The sequence below is a fragment of the Fenollaria timonensis genome, from assembly GCF_001457835.1.
Classification (GTDB): Bacteria; Bacillota; Clostridia; order Tissierellales; family Peptoniphilaceae; genus Fenollaria; species Fenollaria timonensis.
Map to the genome: position 1 here is coordinate 964,859 of NZ_LN898230.1, position 15,576 is coordinate 980,434.

The window sequence follows — 15,576 nt, forward strand, 5'->3', positions numbered from 1 at the left end:
GAGCTATTGCTCAGCAGTAAATATATAGTTAAATTAATCTAAGTACTGTTACTAGTACTTCTTGTCTAGTCATGTTCTTCTTCGGATTAAATCTTTGCTTATTATCGCCAAGAAGCAGTCCCTTCTTAACAACGCTATCGATTGAAGCAAGAGCCCATTCGCTCGCATCATTGTAAGTAAGTTTGTTCTCGAACTTATCTTCAAACTTAATCACGCTCGCAAGTTTATCCAAAATCACGGCTACCTCTTCCCTTGTAATCTTTCTGTCTGGTCCAAATGTTTTCGACTCGTTGTATGTCAGTAGCTTTAATTTATATGCCTTCTTCACGGCAATGGATGACGTGTCGCTCACTACTTCATTATCATAGTCTTTGATGGTATTCTTATACTCAACGGCCTTGATTAGCGCCTCAACAAATTCTAGTCTGCTAGTAGCTGCCTTCATGTCCTCTCTCATGGACTCAGTGACTAGTCCAAGACTATCTGCCTTGTGTATGTAGTCAACCGCCCACGCATCATAGTTCTTCGCGTTAAGCGTGTGCTTGAATACAATCACATTTGAAAAATCTCCCTTAACCGCGTTTACTATAGGTCTAAGCCTAATCTCAAAGCTTTGTGAAAACTTTATATCATCTTTAAATTTGTGCTCGTACTTGCAAGTTTTTTCATTGTAAGTCAAAGTAATAAGGTTATCAAAATCTTCGCTAAGCCATTTGTCCGTGTCTTTCTTGTAATCAAGCTCTAAGCTTAGATAAGGCTCAGTGCTATCGACTTCAATCTCAATTTTATTATCTTCAAATTTTGCTGCTTTTATGTTTATGGTTTTGCTAGCTTCCTCTGCCATTAACATAGGTGAAACTAAAGAAATTAGCATGGCTGCCAGAATTATAATTATCGTCTTTCTCATTAAAATATTGCTATAGGGTTACTTGCTATATACATTCTCAAGAAGTAAATCAATAGTAAGTGAACTGGATAGAATGCATAGAAGAAGTATTTAAGACCCTTCCCCCTTTCTCCGTTGTATAAGTACATTAGTGCGAAGGCTGTCATTTGATAGTAAAAGCCATAGAAGTAGCGTGTTGACATGCCGACCATTAAGTTTTGGAACTTATTAAATCTAACAAAGTACATAAGTATAATAAGCATAACGCCAAACATGTCATAGTCAGACCTTAAGTACTTCGCTACGATTATACAAGCGATAGTGCCAATTATTCTTATTAGCGGCTGATTAGCAAACTTTTCTATGATGATAAGTGCTGCCAAGCCTAAAAACAAGGTGAAGAACACGTTTTGATAGTTTGGATCGAAAATGACGTTTGAACTTACTAAATCAAATGGCACTTCTGATATAAATGCAAAGATGAGTAGTCTTAAGGCGTACTTCATTCTGTTTCTTGTATGCATAAAGCCTTGTACTATAAAGAAACAGAAGAGTGGAAAGGCAATTCTACCGATGACTATCCTGCCAAAAAACTCTAATTTTTCCATCATCGCGCTTGTTACGTAAGAGCCGCCGATGGCGATGTTTGATGCGCTAATTATGTTTTGATACAAGCCTACTTCAAATATGCCGTAAACTAAGTGGTCAACTAGCATTGATAGTATGGCTATAAACTTAAGCTGTGTTTGATTAAGTCCCCAAGGTTTTTTCTTTTCTAATAGATTTGATTGTGCTTCCATTTTAAACTCCAAAATTTATTTTATTGATGATAGGAAAGCCATCTATAACTTCAATTTCACATATCCTAGCGTTTTCTATCTTAAAATTGTAATAAGCTTCTATTTTGTCAACCGCTATCGAAAGCATAGTTCTAATAAAGCCTTCGTGTGAGATGACAACTACGTCCTCACCAAGTTCGACCTTTTCCTCGTAAAACTCTTTCGTGCGCTCTCTTAAGTCAGTAAATGATTCGCCGCCAGGGAATTTAAATGTGAATGGCTCTTCAAAGCGCTTCTTTGTCTCTTCTGGATATATTCTTTCTAGCTCCTCGAAAGAATGTCCTTGAAACTCGCCTAAATCTATCTCCCTAACTCTCTCATCTACTTCATATGACTTAACACCAAGTAGCTCAGCTGTCTCTTGCGCTCTAAATAAATTTGATACGATGACTTTTTTGTCATTAATGTCAGCGTACTCATCTCTTAAAGTCTTTACTTGAGCCTTGCCATTCGCCGATAACTTCGTATCGACCCTTGACGTTATCATATTTAAATTGTCTTCAGACTCCCCATGTCTTATTAAATAAAATCTCATATTGCCCCCTATTTTATGAATAAACTTATTGTTTCTGCTAATTCTACTGACGCGCCTATAGTATCTCCTGTCGCGCCATCTATCTTCTTAAGTGAAATTAAATACAAAAGCACAAATACTATTGCTTCGATAAGTAAATAAACTAAGACTTTGTAGTCAAATATTATGCTTGCGCATATCACGACTAAGTTCATAAAGTTGATAAGAAAAGTATTTCTGCTCTCCTTAAATGTCTTGAACAAAGTGCTGCTGTCCGCGCTCCTAAAGTAGATAAACGCATTCATCGCAATGGTCTTTGAGTAAATATATATAAATATGTAGTCCCATTTAAATCCTTGAATTGCAATATCTTTAAATGCAAAAAATTTTGCCGCAAGTATAATGACTATACTAATTACGCCAAAAGTGCCCACTGTAGAATCCTTCATTATGGCCTTCACCCTGTCCTTGCTTCTGTTTGATAAAAATGCATCAGCCGTGTCAGATAGGCCGTCCATGTGTAAAGCGCCTGTTATCAATAGATAAAAAATGATGTTTAAGAGAGCCACTAGGTCCATAGATATTTTATCACGTAAGAATATTGTCGGCACAAAGGTAAATAGACCTATGATTAGGCCAATAAAAGGAAAAAAGCAAAGCATCGCTCCTATATTTTTCTTATTAAAATCGACGCCTATATTGATTGGCACCCTCGTCATGAATTGCAGAGCTAGTATTAGTCCCTTCACTTTATCTTCACTCCAATCGATGCGATGACGTAATAAACTTCGTCCGCATTTTTCGCGATGTATTGATTGACTTTGCCATGCATATCTCTAAATAGTCTCGATAGTTTTGCTTCTGGCACAAGACCTGCACCTAGCTCTGATGAAACAATAATTAAATCAGCACCCATCTCTTTTATATTTTTAAATAGAGCCATAAATTCATCTATAACAAGTTTTTCTACTAAAGATGCATCTTCATCAGTAATATCTCTATCTCCTATGTGATCAAAAAGTATATTCGTAAGCATATTGGTCACATCGTCAAGAAAATAGTACTTAGTCTTCATATCAAGGCATACAAAATCCTTATAAGCTTCTATAGTAGTCCACTTAGCATTGCGTCTTGCCTTGTGAAGAGCAATTCTATTTGCAAATTCTTTATCAATAGCTTTAGCAGTAGCTATGTAAGTTACATCGTCTATACCCTTGTAGATATCTTCAGCAAACTCACTTTTGCCGCTTCGCGCTCCGCCTAGTACAAGCTTAATCATTGTCCTTGTTCATTTCTTTTTCAAGATTTGCGATATATTCGTCTGCCTTTTTTTGATTGTACTCTCTAAACTTGTTTACGATGTAGTCGTAACCCTTTGGTCTATGAGGTATCAAGCAGTTTGAGCAGTCCTTAATGCCTGCTGTCATCTTGTAATTGCCGCCGCACTCTTCCATTAGATATAAAGGGCAGTAACAGAACAAGCAGTTGAAATCCTCAGTATTATCAACTTTATGACACGGCATGTACGCGCATTTCTTGTTATTAAAAAATCTATAAGAATCTTCCATAATTAGCCTCCATATAATTAATTACTTCATCAATGCTATGTAAAGCATTTTCTTCTTCCCTTGTAATTATAACACAAATTATATTTCTTTGTAAACAAGCATCAAGTTTAGCGTCAGTTCCGCCTACTTTACCGCTCTCTTTACTCACTAAATATTTTATATCGTATCTCTTAATCAAAGCAATGTTCTCTTCAAGGGTGAATGGACCCATCTGAGCAACGATGTTTTTCATCTCTATATGATTGTCGTCGCATACCTTTATACTCTCAGCGCTCGGCAATACCCTGTAGATAAATCTGTTCTTACCCCTCACCTTTTCAAAATCTTTTATCCTGTTTGAGCCTGTTGTGAATAAAAAATTTTCTTCCTTGTCTTTTAGCGTGTCAATATACTTAAACGCTGCCTCATACGATGACACTCTAACTATATTATCTTTTTCTTCATAATCTAAAACGCTTCTCGCATAGCGAAGATAATTTATATTCATCTCTTTGGCTGCCTCTGAAGCGTTCTTTGTCACTTCAACTGCAAATGGATGTGAAGCATCTATAATCATGTCGATATCATTTTTCGCTATAAAATCTTTAAAGCCGTCCTTATTCATCCTGCCCATGATTAAATCCTTTGACGCATAAAGCTTCTTGCCGCTCTCAGTCGCGACTGAAAGAAATAAATCGTACTTGTCCTTGAGCCTTTCGTATATCTCTTCGCCTTCGCTTGTGCCTCCTATGATCAGTATCATAGCTTGTATCCTCTAGGCGTAATGAACTTGCCATTCTTAATGTAGCTTTGGCTATTGCCAATGATGACAGTCGTGTTCATATCGCAAAAATCATAATCAACATCATCAAGAGTACTTATCCTATAGTCCATGCCTTCTCTTAAAGCATTTTTAACCATGGCAATAGGTGCCTGCGCATCTCTATATTCTCTAATTATATCAAGCGCTTCCTTTAAGTGGTCCACTCTCTTTTTGCTCTTTGGATTGTATAGAGCGATGACCATGTCTGCATCAGCACAGTTCCTTACCCTCTTAAGAATAAGATCCCAATCAGTAAGTAAGTCCGATAAGCTAATTAGAGCAGTGTCATGCATTAAAGGCGCGCCAACAACGCTTGCTGACGAGAATGCAGCGCTCACTCCAGGAACTACCTCGATGTTTATACTTGGATCTATTTCATAAACAAGGCCCGCCATGCCATATAGACCTGAGTCACCAGTTGAGATGATGGCAACAGTCTTGCCCTTATTGTACTCGTCGATAGCGAGCTGACATCTTTCTTTTTCGCCTGTCATACCAGTTTTGATAATTTCCTTACCATTTATAAAGTCTTCTACATAAGCAAGATACTTTGTATAAGCGACAATTGTATCCGCTTCTTTAATTGCGTCTACCGCCTTGAAAGTCATATTCTCTTTTGATCCGGGTCCTATGCCCACAACATATAATTTATTCATTTTATATCTCCTCTGTAATTGAAAATGTTATTGAATCGATAATCTTCTTTGATAAAATAATTTTTCCGCCAAGCAGTTTCGCCGCGGCCTCGCTAACTGAGTAAGCGCCTGTAATTTTCTTGACAAAGTCAGACTTTTCTGTGACATCTACCTCGTTAAGTTCATCTGCAGTATAAAAAATTAGCTCTCTATCGTATTTTTTGCAAAGCTCAAGAAGAGCCTCTTCGTCCTTCTTTATATCGATTGAGCCAAAACGCTTAATTGCCTTTGGATTTATGTCCATCTCTTTAAGAATTTCTTGAAAAGCTTTTTCCAAAACATCAAAATCCGTGCCTCGTCTTAGGCCTATGCCCATATTGTATTTTTTCTTTATGATGTAAAGAGTGTTTTTATTGTCATTTATCATATAGCCTTCATCTTGGATTATGGCATAGTCTGCTTCACTTTTATCATTTGTGAAATTGTCATATCTAAAAGCAAAATCATCTGCATCTAGATAAATTTTTTTATTATTTACTATGGCCCCCATAATCATGGTAAGCGCCTCTCTTGAATTATATGCAAAACCATTATCTCTTAAATAAATATCAAGTGCTTCTAGGCCTCTATTGTCAGAAGCCGTAGTAATGACTGGCTCAGCACCAATAGTCTTAGCAATATCAATAGCAAGTTCATTTGCCCCGCCTATGTGACCAGATAAAAGCGATATAACGTGCTTTGCCTTGTCGTCAATCACAAGAACTGCTGGGTCTGTGTACTTATCTTTGATTAAAGGAGCAATCTTACGAACTGCTATGCCCGTTGCGCTTATGAATATGATTGTATCAAGCGAAGACCATCTATCCTCCAAGACCTTGTCGACGTTTTTATCCTTATAAAAAATTTCTACATCAAAGCCAGCTGCTATAGTCTTAGCTATAGCAAGGCCAGCTTCAGTGTAGGTGATGATGATCTTATTCATTTGCTTTTCTATACTCAGTCGAGAAGCTTGGGTCATAAAGCTTGCTTCTTTCATAACGTGCGTTAATAAATTTGCCAACAAGTATTAGAGCGTGCTTAGTAATATTGTTTTCTTTAGCATCTTTTACAAGATTTGCTATGTTGGTATAAATAATTTTTTCATCAGCCCAAGTCGCCTTATAAGCGATAACTACTGGCGTATTTGGATCTTCGTAGCTCTCAAGTAGCGCCTCTTGAACCTTTTCTGTAAGTGATGCCGATAGATAAATTGCCATAGATGTCTTGTGCTTAGCAAGCTCGGCTAGCTTTTCAGTCTCAGGCACCTTAGTCCTTCCCTCCATACGAGTGATGATGAGCGTTTGACTAACTTCAGGTAGAGTGAATTCTTTAGCTATCCTTGCACAAGCAGCTGTGGCGCTTGTAACGCCTGGAATTACTTCGTATTTGTAGCCAAGTAAGTCAAGCGTATCTATTTGCTCCTTTATCGCGCCATATATGCTTGGGTCTCCAGTATGTAGTCTAACTGTGTTTAAACCAGCTTCCTCTGCCTTAATAAATTCATCTACTACCTCTTCTAAAGTCATCTTAGCTGAGTCAAATACTTTTGCTCCCTCTTTTATCCCAGATAGTATATCCTTAGATACTAAGGAGCCAGCATATATAATTACGTCTGCTGCATTTAATAATTTTAGTCCTTTAACTGTAATTAGGTCACTGTCCCCAGGACCTGCGCCCACAAAACTAATCATTCTTTTCACCTCTCACAATAATCACCGGATTTTCAGCTATCATCATCTCAAGCTTCTCCGCTTTAGACACATTTATCATGTATGTATCAATGTTTTTATAATTTTTCTTTTTTAGTAAATCTTTAAACTCATAAGCATTGTCAAAAATAATGAAGCTCGCAATGACAGTAAAATTATTTTTTTCATCAAGCTTATCCATAATGCTCTCTAAATTTTTTCCAGAGCCTCCAATGTAAACCTTATTAAATTGGGTTCCATCCATGCCCTCAGGCGCCTTACCCTTAATGAGCTTAATATTATTTAGGCCAAATTTTTCAAAATTTTTCTTCGCTATGCTTATGGCTTCGTCATCTCTTTCAATAGTAGTGACCTCTTTACAAATGACTGCCATTTGGCAAGTGACGCTGCCTGTGCCCGTACCTATCTCTAAGACTTTGTCATCTTCACTCACGTCTAATAAGCTCACTATTGCGTTTCTCTTTATGAACTTCGTCATAGGCACTTCGCCCCTGATGAAGTCCTCATCCTTAAACCACTTCATTTATAATAATCACCACCGATAAACTATTTTCTATATCAATCTCATCGTCCGCATCATAAGTCTTAATCACTTCGCCACTTTGCGATAAATTAGTGCCGACGATGTATTTTCTCTTAATATTTTTTTCGTCTAAATACTTCTTTATAGCCTTTGGATTATTATCCTTATCACATAGTACAATAACCTTATCATTATTCATGACTATGGTCTTGAAGCCATCATCAAGCTCTCTGCCGTGTAATGAATAAGTTTTTGCCTCGTTCCAATTCACTTGCGCCTTGCTCATTAAGTACTGAAAAGCTGTTATAGACGCGATCACTTCGTCAATGACAATGCCCTCACGCTTCAAGTAATCAACTGCACCATAAAAAGATGGATCACCTGATAATAATAAAACTCCTTCTTTTATATTTTTTAAATCCTTTACAGAAATTTCATTTATATGAGTAAATTCATCTTCGAGCTCTTCCTTAACCCTTTTAAACGCATAGACCTTAGAAGCATTTTTTATCGCTTTATATGCTTTTACGCTCATATATTCACTTTTACCTGGTCCTACTCCAACTACTATTAACAATCTAATACTCCTTTTTCAAACGAATATACTTTTACATCCACATCAAGTGCCTCATCTTTTAAATAAGTTTTGACACGTTTCGCGCAGCCCTCTTCCATAGCGCACAAAATGTCCTTGTAGTCTGCATCATAAAGATAATTGTAACACTTTTCTGCAGTGATAAAGGCATCCACTTCCTTAATCACTTCATGAGGCTTGTTCATCATCGCTAAATAATACACAAAGGCCTCCATACGCGTGTCGGCGTTCTTTGAGTGCGTGTTAAATACACCTATTGATAGCTTTGCGAATTTACCTATATGGCCAATAAGAGTAATCTTTCTAAAACCAATTTCATACGCCATCTTAAGCGAATCGCCGATGTAGTTGCTCGTTAAAACGACATTTTCTTTTATGCCGATGCTATTAGCCTCTTTAAGACCGTGGCTGCCTGGTGTAAGAACGATTTCTCTCGCTCTCTTGTCAAGATAAAGCGTTTTTATCTCAAGCTCTATTGTTTTTAAAAGCGCATCTTCACTCATAGGCTTAACTAGCCCAGTCGAACCGATTATCGAGATGCCACCTTCAATGCCAATGTTTGGATTAAAAGTTTTTTTGCCAATCTCAACACCCATGGGCGTAAATATAGTAACATCAGCACCTTTGTCAGTTAAAAGCTCGACCTCTTTAGTAATCATCTCTCTTGGCACCTTGTTTATGGCGTACTCGCCCTTCTTGCCGAAGATTGAATCGTTTGTGTAAACACCAACGCCTTCGCCGCCCTTTATAATGACCTTGCCATCGCTTCTTAAAGAAACTTTAGAAAAGATCTCTATGCCATTGGTTTGATCTGGGTCATCACCAGCATCCTTTATAACTGAGCTTATGGCGTAGCCATCACCCTTTTCATTAGAGTTGATAGCAACATTGATCGTCTCATTGCATGGCAGGTCTATATCGTATTCACTAACTGGAGCGTCCAATAGATTTATAAGCGCCGCATGTGTTGCAACAGCCGCGCAAGTACCAGTTGTGTAACCATATCTAAGGCTTTTGCCATCAACTATATCGTATTTATTCATTTTCTGTATAAAATGTATAAAAGCGCGTTAATTATTGATGCCGCTACGTTTGATCCACCTTTGTTGCCCACTGTCGAGATTTGTGCTATGCCTACTTCTCTAAGTGCTTCCTTTGATTCAGCCGCACCTACAAAGCCTACTGGCACACCAATAACTGCCTTTGGATGAATTTTTTCTTCCTTAATCAGCTCTATGATTCTATATAGAGCTGTTGGCGCGTTTCCTACTGAGTAGATGGCGATGTCTTCGCCTATAGTCTTCTCTATTGCTTGATAGCTTCTTGTTGTGCCTTTTTCCTTGGCAAGCTCCCTTACATCGTCGTCCTTGATGTGGTTGATGATCTCGCAGTTAAGCTTCTTTAAGCTAGTTTCATTGACGCCAGCCATAGTCATCCTTGTATCAGTATAAATCTTGGCACCATTCTTAAGCGCATCAAGCGCTTCATCAAGAAAATTATTTCTTATATCGATTATGTTTTTGTAATCAAAATCTCCTGTCGAGTGAATCATTCTCTTCACTATAAGTTTTTCGGTCTCAGTAAATTTAGTTCCTACAAGCTCCTTATCGATTATGTCCATACTTGTGTTTTCAATATTCATAGGGTTATTGTCGTAATTATACATAATTTTCACCTCTTAAACTATCTATCTTTTTATAAAAATACTCTTCATCTTGAACAAAGGAAATGTTTTGCTCAATCGCAACGATGTTATCGCCCGCAAAAGAGCTAGTCCAAGTGTCCTCTCTATATGGTTTTTCTACCTTAAATAAATTAAATTCGTTATCACTTAAGCTGCTCTTATGAAATTCTTGCGAATAGAAAATTTTGTCTTGATCAAATAAAAAATTCTTTCTAAGCGCTTTTAGATATGCGTAACCAAAATTATGAAGCCTTTTTTCGCTCACGGCCTTACCTTTTATTAGACCAAGCATCTTGTGCTCATTAAAGCTTTCAGCCAAAAAGTAAGTAGCTTCGCCTTCGGCAAATATTTTTCCTACGTCTTCATAATATTTCTTTATGCTATCTAAGGACTTTGATTTTTGGATATCTTCTAAATAATCTTTCAAATTACCTCCGCCGATGTAAAGTAAATCAGCTTCAGGCACTTCTTCGCCATCCAGTATCGAAAAGCACTTCACAGTAAAATACTTTTCCAGAAAATCTATATTCTCCTTGTAATAGAAGTTAAATGCCTTGTCATAGGCTATCGCTACTCTAGTTTTTGACTTTGGAAAATCTTTTTTTGCTTCTGTCTTTGCCACTTCGAAATATTTTAGTAATTTTTCAAAGTCTATTTGCTTTTCCAATTTTGCAGCTATAGTGTCGAGCTTCTCGTCAAAAGCCTTGATATCGCTTGGCAGTTCTAGTCCAAGGTCCTTGTCTTCTATAGCAAAGTCCTCGTCCATTTCGATATTGCCAAAAACTTCTAAGCCAAGTTCTTTTTCTACTAGATCCTTATATATAGCATATAGTTTTGCGTGCGTCTTATTAAATATAACGCCAATTATATTATCAGCGTAGTCCATAAAGCCTTTTAGCTTTGCAATCAGCGAAAACATCTCGCCCTTTGGAGTAAGTACTAAAACTGTTTTTAGTCCCAAAGCCTTTGCATTGGCATAAGTTGATGCCTCCATCGTATTATATATGCCGTCAAGGTAACCCATAACTCCTTCTAAAACACAGTAGTCTGCATCGCTTGCTCCTACTTCAGTCGCGCCACTCTTTTGCATGAAGATGTCGACATTACCATAGTCCCCTTTAGATGCGAATGAACCGAGCCTTGAGTCGATAAAATCGGGTCCGCTCTTAAGGTACTTCACTTTATTATTTTTATTGGCAAGCAGTCTTGCCAAAGCTAAACTTATAGTTGTCTTGCCGCTATTTGAGTTCATAGCAGCTATACATATGCCTTTCACTTCTCTATCTCCCTTAGTTTTTCAAGTAAGTAATCATTCTCTTCACGAGTCCTTATTGCAAGGCGCACATAATTATTTTCAATGTTCTTGTAGCCTTGCATCCTCCTTAGAAGTATACCCTTTTCGAGCATAATCTTATACATTTCTTCGTCACTATATTTTTTTAATTTAAGTAAATAGAAATTTGCATCACTATTTATCATCTCAAAATTTTTAAAATCTTTATATAAATTTTTTAATCTAGCTCGTTCATCATGATAATATTTTTTTGTTTCACTTAAATATTCTTCACTATTTGCCAATAGTTTTGCCGCTTCATTTTGTATAAAGCCAGTTGACCAAGCAAGACACAATTCATCGTAGTAGTCCTTGAAGTCCTTTGGCGCATAGGCAAAGCCAAAGCGCACTCCTGGCAAGGCAAAGGTCTTAGTCATAGCTCTTACAATAATCACGTCTTCATCCTTAAATAATTTTATGCTGTCATAATCATGCAGAGAAAACTCAATAAAGGCCTCGTCAAGTAAAAGCGTCGCGCCATGCTCTTTACAAATTTCTTGTGCCTTAATTAGCTCTTCCTTCTTAAGCAATCTGCCATTAGGATTATTTGGGTTTGTGAGGATTAGTAGGTCGCCCTTCTTTAAGACGTTTAATTCGTCAAAATCAATTTTAAAATCCTTATAATTTATTCTAATCAATTCTTTTTTGTAAACACTAGCTCTAAGCTCGTACTCGTAGAACGATGGGTCAAAAATAACCACTCGACCTGCCCTGTGTATCGCCTTGTCAATTATCTCTATAGACCCATTGCCCAGGATAATATTAGACGCATCACAAGCCAAGTAAGTGGCTACATTATCTATCGCTTCTCTCGCCTTAATGTCGGGATAAACATTGACATGGTCAAAGTCATCTCTGATAAAGGAGAAAAGTCTTTCGTTCATATTAAATACGTTAATGTTAGAGCTGAAATCTATGAGTTTTTTGTCGTAATCATAAAAATTGGCTCCGTGCATAATTTACTTCCTTTTCTTTAGGTAGAATAGCGATATATAGTCGTTATCCTTGCGTATTTCTTCCTCATCTGTTAGATACATTTCGTTCGGCATCGATATTCGCTTAAAATATTCTGCCTCATAAGTATCTTTTAGCTTTAAAACGGCTTCCTTATTCATAGGCGCCTTAAGTATAACAGCTCTGTCAGGCTTTGCTGCTTCAACAAGCTCTGTATTGTCGCATATCACAAGGCTCTCGCCCTTTTCAATAAGCGGCTCTAGGTTCATGGCAGTCAGCGCCACAAAAGATGGCATGCCATTGACCAAATTTATATTTATCTTCTTATCAAGTATCTTCGTTAAGTTCATAGGTGTGGAGAAAACCGCTGCATCGCCTATAGTTATGAAGCTCACGTCTCTATACTCATTTAGTACTTCTTCAAGTTTTAGCTTAAGTTCATTATAAAGCTCGTCGCTAACATTTTTCATGTTAAATGGCATCTTGATTATTGGCTTATCATCTACATAAGTCATAACTGTGTCAAGAGCAAGATTTCTTCCTCTATTGTCAAGAAGAAAGACAGCGTTTGTGTTTTTTAAAGTAAGTATAGCCTTGACAGTTAATAAATCTTCATCTCCAGGGCCAACGCCAACTATGTTTAGTAGCGGCTCTTCCATCTCCTTAACTTTTTCTATGCAGTCGTTTAAGAAATAATCTTCTTCGCCAAGACCTTTGTCAATAAGTTTTACTTCGTAGCCACGCTTTTCTAGTCTTGTCTTGATTGAATCTTCTTCATCAGAAGCTATGTCTTCAAGCATGTGAACGCCGGAAACTAGCATGAATGGCCTTAGATATATAGTCTTAGTGTCCTTAGATAAATTTTCTATGACGCTATCAAGATCAAGGTCGCCTTCAATGCTCATCATGTGATACTTATCATTATGTGCTCTGAAAGCATCATCAATATCTTCATATATCCTATCTGCAATGTGATCAGTGCCATGGCCAACGTAGATAAATTCTTCATCGTCCTTTAATTCAAAGCTAGTCATATCGTCCAAGTGCTTCATAATATCCTTCGTGTTGCTGATAAATGGAGATGTAAGCCTATTCGAAACCTTTTTAAGCTTCTTATACTCTCTTCCTGGAATGATGTTTGTTGAAACGACTCTTATGTCCTTGTATCCTGCTTCTTTCAGCTTATTAATAGCCTCGCACTCATCATTAAAAGACATGCCCTTCTTTTCAAGTATCCTCTTAACTATCCTTGAAGTAAAGCATATCTCTACATCACAGTCCTTAAATTCATTTTTAAAGCCACTGACAAATTTGTCGATGACTCTTTCGTGCTCTCTAAGCCTTGTTGTGCCAAAGAAACTTAATAATATTGCCTTTTTCATATGACCCTCCATAATATGTACTCGAGAGAAAAGGAAAAATAGGAGAAGCGCGCCCTTTTCTCTCGCCGGTTTTTGGAATAAAAAAATCCTTGAATAGGGGTTTCAAGGATATAAAACATACATATTGAGTAAGTTTTTCCTTCCCACCGAAGAAGTAACTTTATACGAACGTTCTTAAGATATCCTGACTTATAGCTCAACCTTGTCTAAACCTTCCCAGTTTCCCAGTGGCATACTTAGACTCGTCACTAATTACAGTAGCGGGGGCTGTCTTGGACTTACACCAAGTTCCCTTATTAAACATTCAAAAATTACACATATATGATATCATATATGTGTAATTTTTTCAAGTCAAATAATTAATTTTATAAATATTTTCTAAATACCAATATTACATAGAGAATAGAAATAATCTTTCTTCTCTACAAGTTCTTCATAGCTACCTTTTTCTTGAACCATACCATTTCTCATAACTATGATCTCATCAAACTTTTTAAGTTCTTCTTTCTTAAGACTGTGTGTGATTACTATTCTTGTTAATTCATCTAATGATAATATTTGATCTAAGACTGCTTTTGATGTTTCAGCATCAAGTGCTGATGTAGCCTCATCCATTAGAAGAACTTCTGTATTTTTAAGTAGTGAACGTGCAATTGATATTCTTTGCCTTTCACCGCCTGATAGATTTACACCATTCTCACCACAATTAAAATCTATACCCTTATTTGCTATAAGTTTTCTTAAACCAGCAAGTTCTATTGCCTTATTAATTTTATCTTCATCAAAGTTTTTATAAAGTGTTATATTATCTTTAATAGTACTGTTAAAAATAAATACATCTTGTTGAACTATAGAAAGCAAATTATATAGTGATGTACTATCTACATCTTTAAGTTCCTTCTCATCAAGTTTGATATCTCCAGTATAATTTAAATATCCTCTCATAATTAGTCTAAGTATAGTTGACTTACCACTACCGCTTTCTCCAACTACTGCATAACTCTTTCCCTTTTCAAAATTTAAATTGATATCTTTAAGTGCTAACTCACCATCATCATTGTACGAGAAAGATACGTCCTCGAATTTAATGCCGTTATTTATATTTTTAAGTTCTAGGGTGCCTACTTCTTCTTCATTTGATTTAGCATAGCCTTCCATCTTATCTATTAAACCGCTTGCTGCTTTTCTTTTAGCAAATAAAGCTGGAAGAGTTTGAATTGGTTCCATAATATTATTCATTAATTGCACAAACGCAAGAACAACACCAACTGTTATATCTCCTTTTATAGCTAAAAAAGCTCCGACCACAAATACAGCAATTTGCAAAGCACCAGATAAAACCGAAGAAATTGCATTCATAGTTCCTTCAGTATTTTTTCTATTTTCTTTTTCACTTTCTAATTCTTCATTTTCATTATCAAATAACTTTATAGCTGTGTTCTCAACTTGAAAGCTCTTAATTATGAAAAAACCACTCAATAGGTCTTTTACTTTTCCCATAAAGTTTTCATTCTTTTTACTAATTTCTTTTTCTAAAATTTGTAATTTTTTACCGAAGATAATTGATAAACCTATAGGAATCGAACAGGATAATATTACTACTAATGTCATCATCCAGTTGTAATAAATCATTAAAGCTAAAGCTCCGAAAAAAGATGTAAGTTGTGCTATAGAAGCTATGAGACCAAGTAAATAATTATTTTCTATGTAAGTAGCATCATTGGTAAGTATTGATAGATATGAAGAAGTTGTTTCACTAGCAAATGAGCTTATACCCTTCTTTGTTATCATTTCGAAAGCATCATTTTTATATTGCAACATAGCTTTTTTCAAAAAAGCAGCCTTGATTCTTTTTAATAACATTTCTACTAAAAATAATGCCGCAAATATAATTAAAGAAAACAAAATTAATCTCTTTAATTCATCTATAGTACCAGTATTTGCTACGTCTAAAAGTCTTTGCAATAAATATGCAAAAGCTATGCTAATACCAATTCCTAAAATTCCAAATACTATTGTCAAAGCAAATAATATTTTGTTTCCTCTAAAAAACTTTTTCTTAAGTTTTTCATGCTATTACCTCCAACCCACATATAATATAATATAATATAAT

18 protein-coding genes and 1 riboswitch are annotated in these 15,576 nt (G+C 36.2%); all 18 genes read right to left on the reverse strand.

The window, feature by feature from the left end; all coding sequences use genetic code 11:
* Window positions 1-28: 28 nt before the first annotated feature.
* Complete coding sequence (locus BN3004_RS07695; RefSeq protein ID WP_058260594.1) at window positions 29-907, reverse strand: S-layer homology domain-containing protein; 879 nt, start codon at window positions 905-907, stop codon at window positions 29-31.
* Window positions 907-1,686, reverse strand: a complete 780-nt coding sequence (locus tag BN3004_RS07700) for a TraX family protein (RefSeq protein ID WP_058260595.1) — start codon at window positions 1,684-1,686, stop codon at window positions 907-909. The genes BN3004_RS07695 and BN3004_RS07700 overlap by 1 nt, the downstream gene beginning before the upstream one ends.
* A gap of 1 nt (window position 1,687) precedes the next feature.
* Window positions 1,688-2,260, reverse strand: coding sequence for a histidine phosphatase family protein (locus tag BN3004_RS07705; protein ID WP_058260596.1), 573 nt, complete (start codon window positions 2,258-2,260; stop codon window positions 1,688-1,690).
* A gap of 8 nt (window positions 2,261-2,268) precedes the next feature.
* A complete protein-coding gene (gene cobS / locus BN3004_RS07710; RefSeq protein WP_058260597.1) occupies window positions 2,269-2,988 on the reverse strand; it encodes an adenosylcobinamide-GDP ribazoletransferase in 720 nt (239 codons plus the stop codon).
* Window positions 2,985-3,518, reverse strand: a complete 534-nt coding sequence (gene cobU / locus BN3004_RS07715) for a bifunctional adenosylcobinamide kinase/adenosylcobinamide-phosphate guanylyltransferase (RefSeq protein WP_058260598.1) — start codon at window positions 3,516-3,518, stop codon at window positions 2,985-2,987. The genes cobS and cobU overlap by 4 nt, the downstream gene beginning before the upstream one ends.
* Window positions 3,511-3,807, reverse strand: a complete 297-nt coding sequence (locus BN3004_RS07720) for a cysteine-rich small domain-containing protein (RefSeq protein ID WP_058260599.1) — start codon at window positions 3,805-3,807, stop codon at window positions 3,511-3,513. Before BN3004_RS07720 ends, cobU begins: the two co-directional genes overlap by 8 nt.
* Complete coding sequence (cobK, locus tag BN3004_RS07725; protein WP_058260600.1) at window positions 3,791-4,549, reverse strand: precorrin-6A reductase; 759 nt, start codon at window positions 4,547-4,549, stop codon at window positions 3,791-3,793. The genes BN3004_RS07720 and cobK overlap by 17 nt, the downstream gene beginning before the upstream one ends.
* On the reverse strand, window positions 4,546-5,265 hold the full coding sequence (gene cobJ / locus BN3004_RS07730) for a precorrin-3B C(17)-methyltransferase (protein ID WP_058260601.1): 720 nt from the start codon (window positions 5,263-5,265) through the stop codon (window positions 4,546-4,548). The genes cobK and cobJ overlap by 4 nt, the downstream gene beginning before the upstream one ends.
* A 1-nt stretch (window position 5,266) precedes the next feature.
* On the reverse strand, window positions 5,267-6,226 hold the full coding sequence (locus BN3004_RS07735) for a cobalt-precorrin 5A hydrolase (protein WP_058260602.1): 960 nt from the start codon (window positions 6,224-6,226) through the stop codon (window positions 5,267-5,269).
* Window positions 6,219-6,974, reverse strand: a complete 756-nt coding sequence (cobM, locus tag BN3004_RS07740) for a precorrin-4 C(11)-methyltransferase (RefSeq protein WP_058260603.1) — start codon at window positions 6,972-6,974, stop codon at window positions 6,219-6,221. Before cobM ends, BN3004_RS07735 begins: the two co-directional genes overlap by 8 nt.
* Complete coding sequence (locus BN3004_RS07745) at window positions 6,967-7,515, reverse strand: bifunctional cobalt-precorrin-7 (C(5))-methyltransferase/cobalt-precorrin-6B (C(15))-methyltransferase (RefSeq protein WP_058260604.1); 549 nt, start codon at window positions 7,513-7,515, stop codon at window positions 6,967-6,969. Before BN3004_RS07745 ends, cobM begins: the two co-directional genes overlap by 8 nt.
* The gene (gene cbiE, locus BN3004_RS07750) at window positions 7,502-8,092 is read right to left on the reverse strand and encodes a precorrin-6y C5,15-methyltransferase (decarboxylating) subunit CbiE (protein WP_058260605.1); all 591 of its coding nucleotides are present in this window, start codon (window positions 8,090-8,092) and stop codon (window positions 7,502-7,504) included. Before cbiE ends, BN3004_RS07745 begins: the two co-directional genes overlap by 14 nt.
* A complete protein-coding gene (cbiD, locus tag BN3004_RS07755) occupies window positions 8,086-9,153 on the reverse strand; it encodes a cobalt-precorrin-5B (C(1))-methyltransferase CbiD (protein ID WP_058260606.1) in 1,068 nt (355 codons plus the stop codon). The genes cbiE and cbiD overlap by 7 nt, the downstream gene beginning before the upstream one ends.
* On the reverse strand, window positions 9,150-9,776 hold the full coding sequence (locus tag BN3004_RS07760) for a precorrin-8X methylmutase (protein ID WP_058260607.1): 627 nt from the start codon (window positions 9,774-9,776) through the stop codon (window positions 9,150-9,152). The genes cbiD and BN3004_RS07760 overlap by 4 nt, the downstream gene beginning before the upstream one ends.
* The gene (locus BN3004_RS07765; protein ID WP_058260608.1) at window positions 9,769-11,070 is read right to left on the reverse strand and encodes a cobyrinic acid a,c-diamide synthase CobB; all 1,302 of its coding nucleotides are present in this window, start codon (window positions 11,068-11,070) and stop codon (window positions 9,769-9,771) included. Before BN3004_RS07765 ends, BN3004_RS07760 begins: the two co-directional genes overlap by 8 nt.
* Window positions 11,067-12,083 (reverse strand): pyridoxal phosphate-dependent aminotransferase, encoded by a 1,017-nt coding sequence (locus BN3004_RS07770; protein ID WP_058260609.1) that lies wholly within the window; start codon window positions 12,081-12,083, stop codon window positions 11,067-11,069. The genes BN3004_RS07765 and BN3004_RS07770 overlap by 4 nt, the downstream gene beginning before the upstream one ends.
* Before the next feature lie 3 nt (window positions 12,084-12,086).
* Entirely contained in the window at window positions 12,087-13,463 is a 1,377-nt protein-coding gene (locus tag BN3004_RS07775; RefSeq protein WP_058260610.1) for a sirohydrochlorin cobaltochelatase, read from the reverse strand.
* 156 nt (window positions 13,464-13,619) lie between these two features.
* Window positions 13,620-13,793: riboswitch (cobalamin riboswitch) on the reverse strand.
* Window positions 13,794-13,841: 48 nt separating this feature from the next.
* The gene (locus tag BN3004_RS07780; protein ID WP_058260611.1) at window positions 13,842-15,485 is read right to left on the reverse strand and encodes an ABC transporter ATP-binding protein; all 1,644 of its coding nucleotides are present in this window, start codon (window positions 15,483-15,485) and stop codon (window positions 13,842-13,844) included.
* Window positions 15,486-15,576: the final 91 nt, after the last annotated feature.

What these genes read in the sequence shown, in the direction of transcription:
- cobK (WP_058260600.1), bottom strand. Translation starts at nt 4,549, where the DNA reads ATGATACTGATCATAGGAGGCACAAGCGAAGGCGAAGAGATATACGAA.
- BN3004_RS07770 (WP_058260609.1), bottom strand. Translation starts at nt 12,083, where the DNA reads ATGCACGGAGCCAATTTTTATGATTACGACAAAAAACTCATAGATTTC.
- cobJ (WP_058260601.1), bottom strand. Translation starts at nt 5,265, where the DNA reads ATGAATAAATTATATGTTGTGGGCATAGGACCCGGATCAAAAGAGAAT.
- cbiD (WP_058260606.1), bottom strand. Translation starts at nt 9,153, where the DNA reads ATGAATAAATACGATATAGTTGATGGCAAAAGCCTTAGATATGGTTAC.
- BN3004_RS07700 (WP_058260595.1), bottom strand. Translation starts at nt 1,686, where the DNA reads ATGGAAGCACAATCAAATCTATTAGAAAAGAAAAAACCTTGGGGACTT.
- BN3004_RS07775 (WP_058260610.1), bottom strand. Translation starts at nt 13,463, where the DNA reads ATGAAAAAGGCAATATTATTAAGTTTCTTTGGCACAACAAGGCTTAGA.
- cobU (WP_058260598.1), bottom strand. Translation starts at nt 3,518, where the DNA reads ATGATTAAGCTTGTACTAGGCGGAGCGCGAAGCGGCAAAAGTGAGTTT.
- BN3004_RS07735 (WP_058260602.1), bottom strand. Translation starts at nt 6,226, where the DNA reads ATGAATAAGATCATCATCACCTACACTGAAGCTGGCCTTGCTATAGCT.
- BN3004_RS07720 (WP_058260599.1), bottom strand. Translation starts at nt 3,807, where the DNA reads ATGGAAGATTCTTATAGATTTTTTAATAACAAGAAATGCGCGTACATG.
- BN3004_RS07760 (WP_058260607.1), bottom strand. Translation starts at nt 9,776, where the DNA reads ATGTATAATTACGACAATAACCCTATGAATATTGAAAACACAAGTATG.
- cobM (WP_058260603.1), bottom strand. Translation starts at nt 6,974, where the DNA reads ATGATTAGTTTTGTGGGCGCAGGTCCTGGGGACAGTGACCTAATTACA.
- BN3004_RS07705 (WP_058260596.1), bottom strand. Translation starts at nt 2,260, where the DNA reads ATGAGATTTTATTTAATAAGACATGGGGAGTCTGAAGACAATTTAAAT.
- BN3004_RS07745 (WP_058260604.1), bottom strand. Translation starts at nt 7,515, where the DNA reads ATGAAGTGGTTTAAGGATGAGGACTTCATCAGGGGCGAAGTGCCTATG.
- BN3004_RS07695 (WP_058260594.1), bottom strand. Translation starts at nt 907, where the DNA reads ATGAGAAAGACGATAATTATAATTCTGGCAGCCATGCTAATTTCTTTA.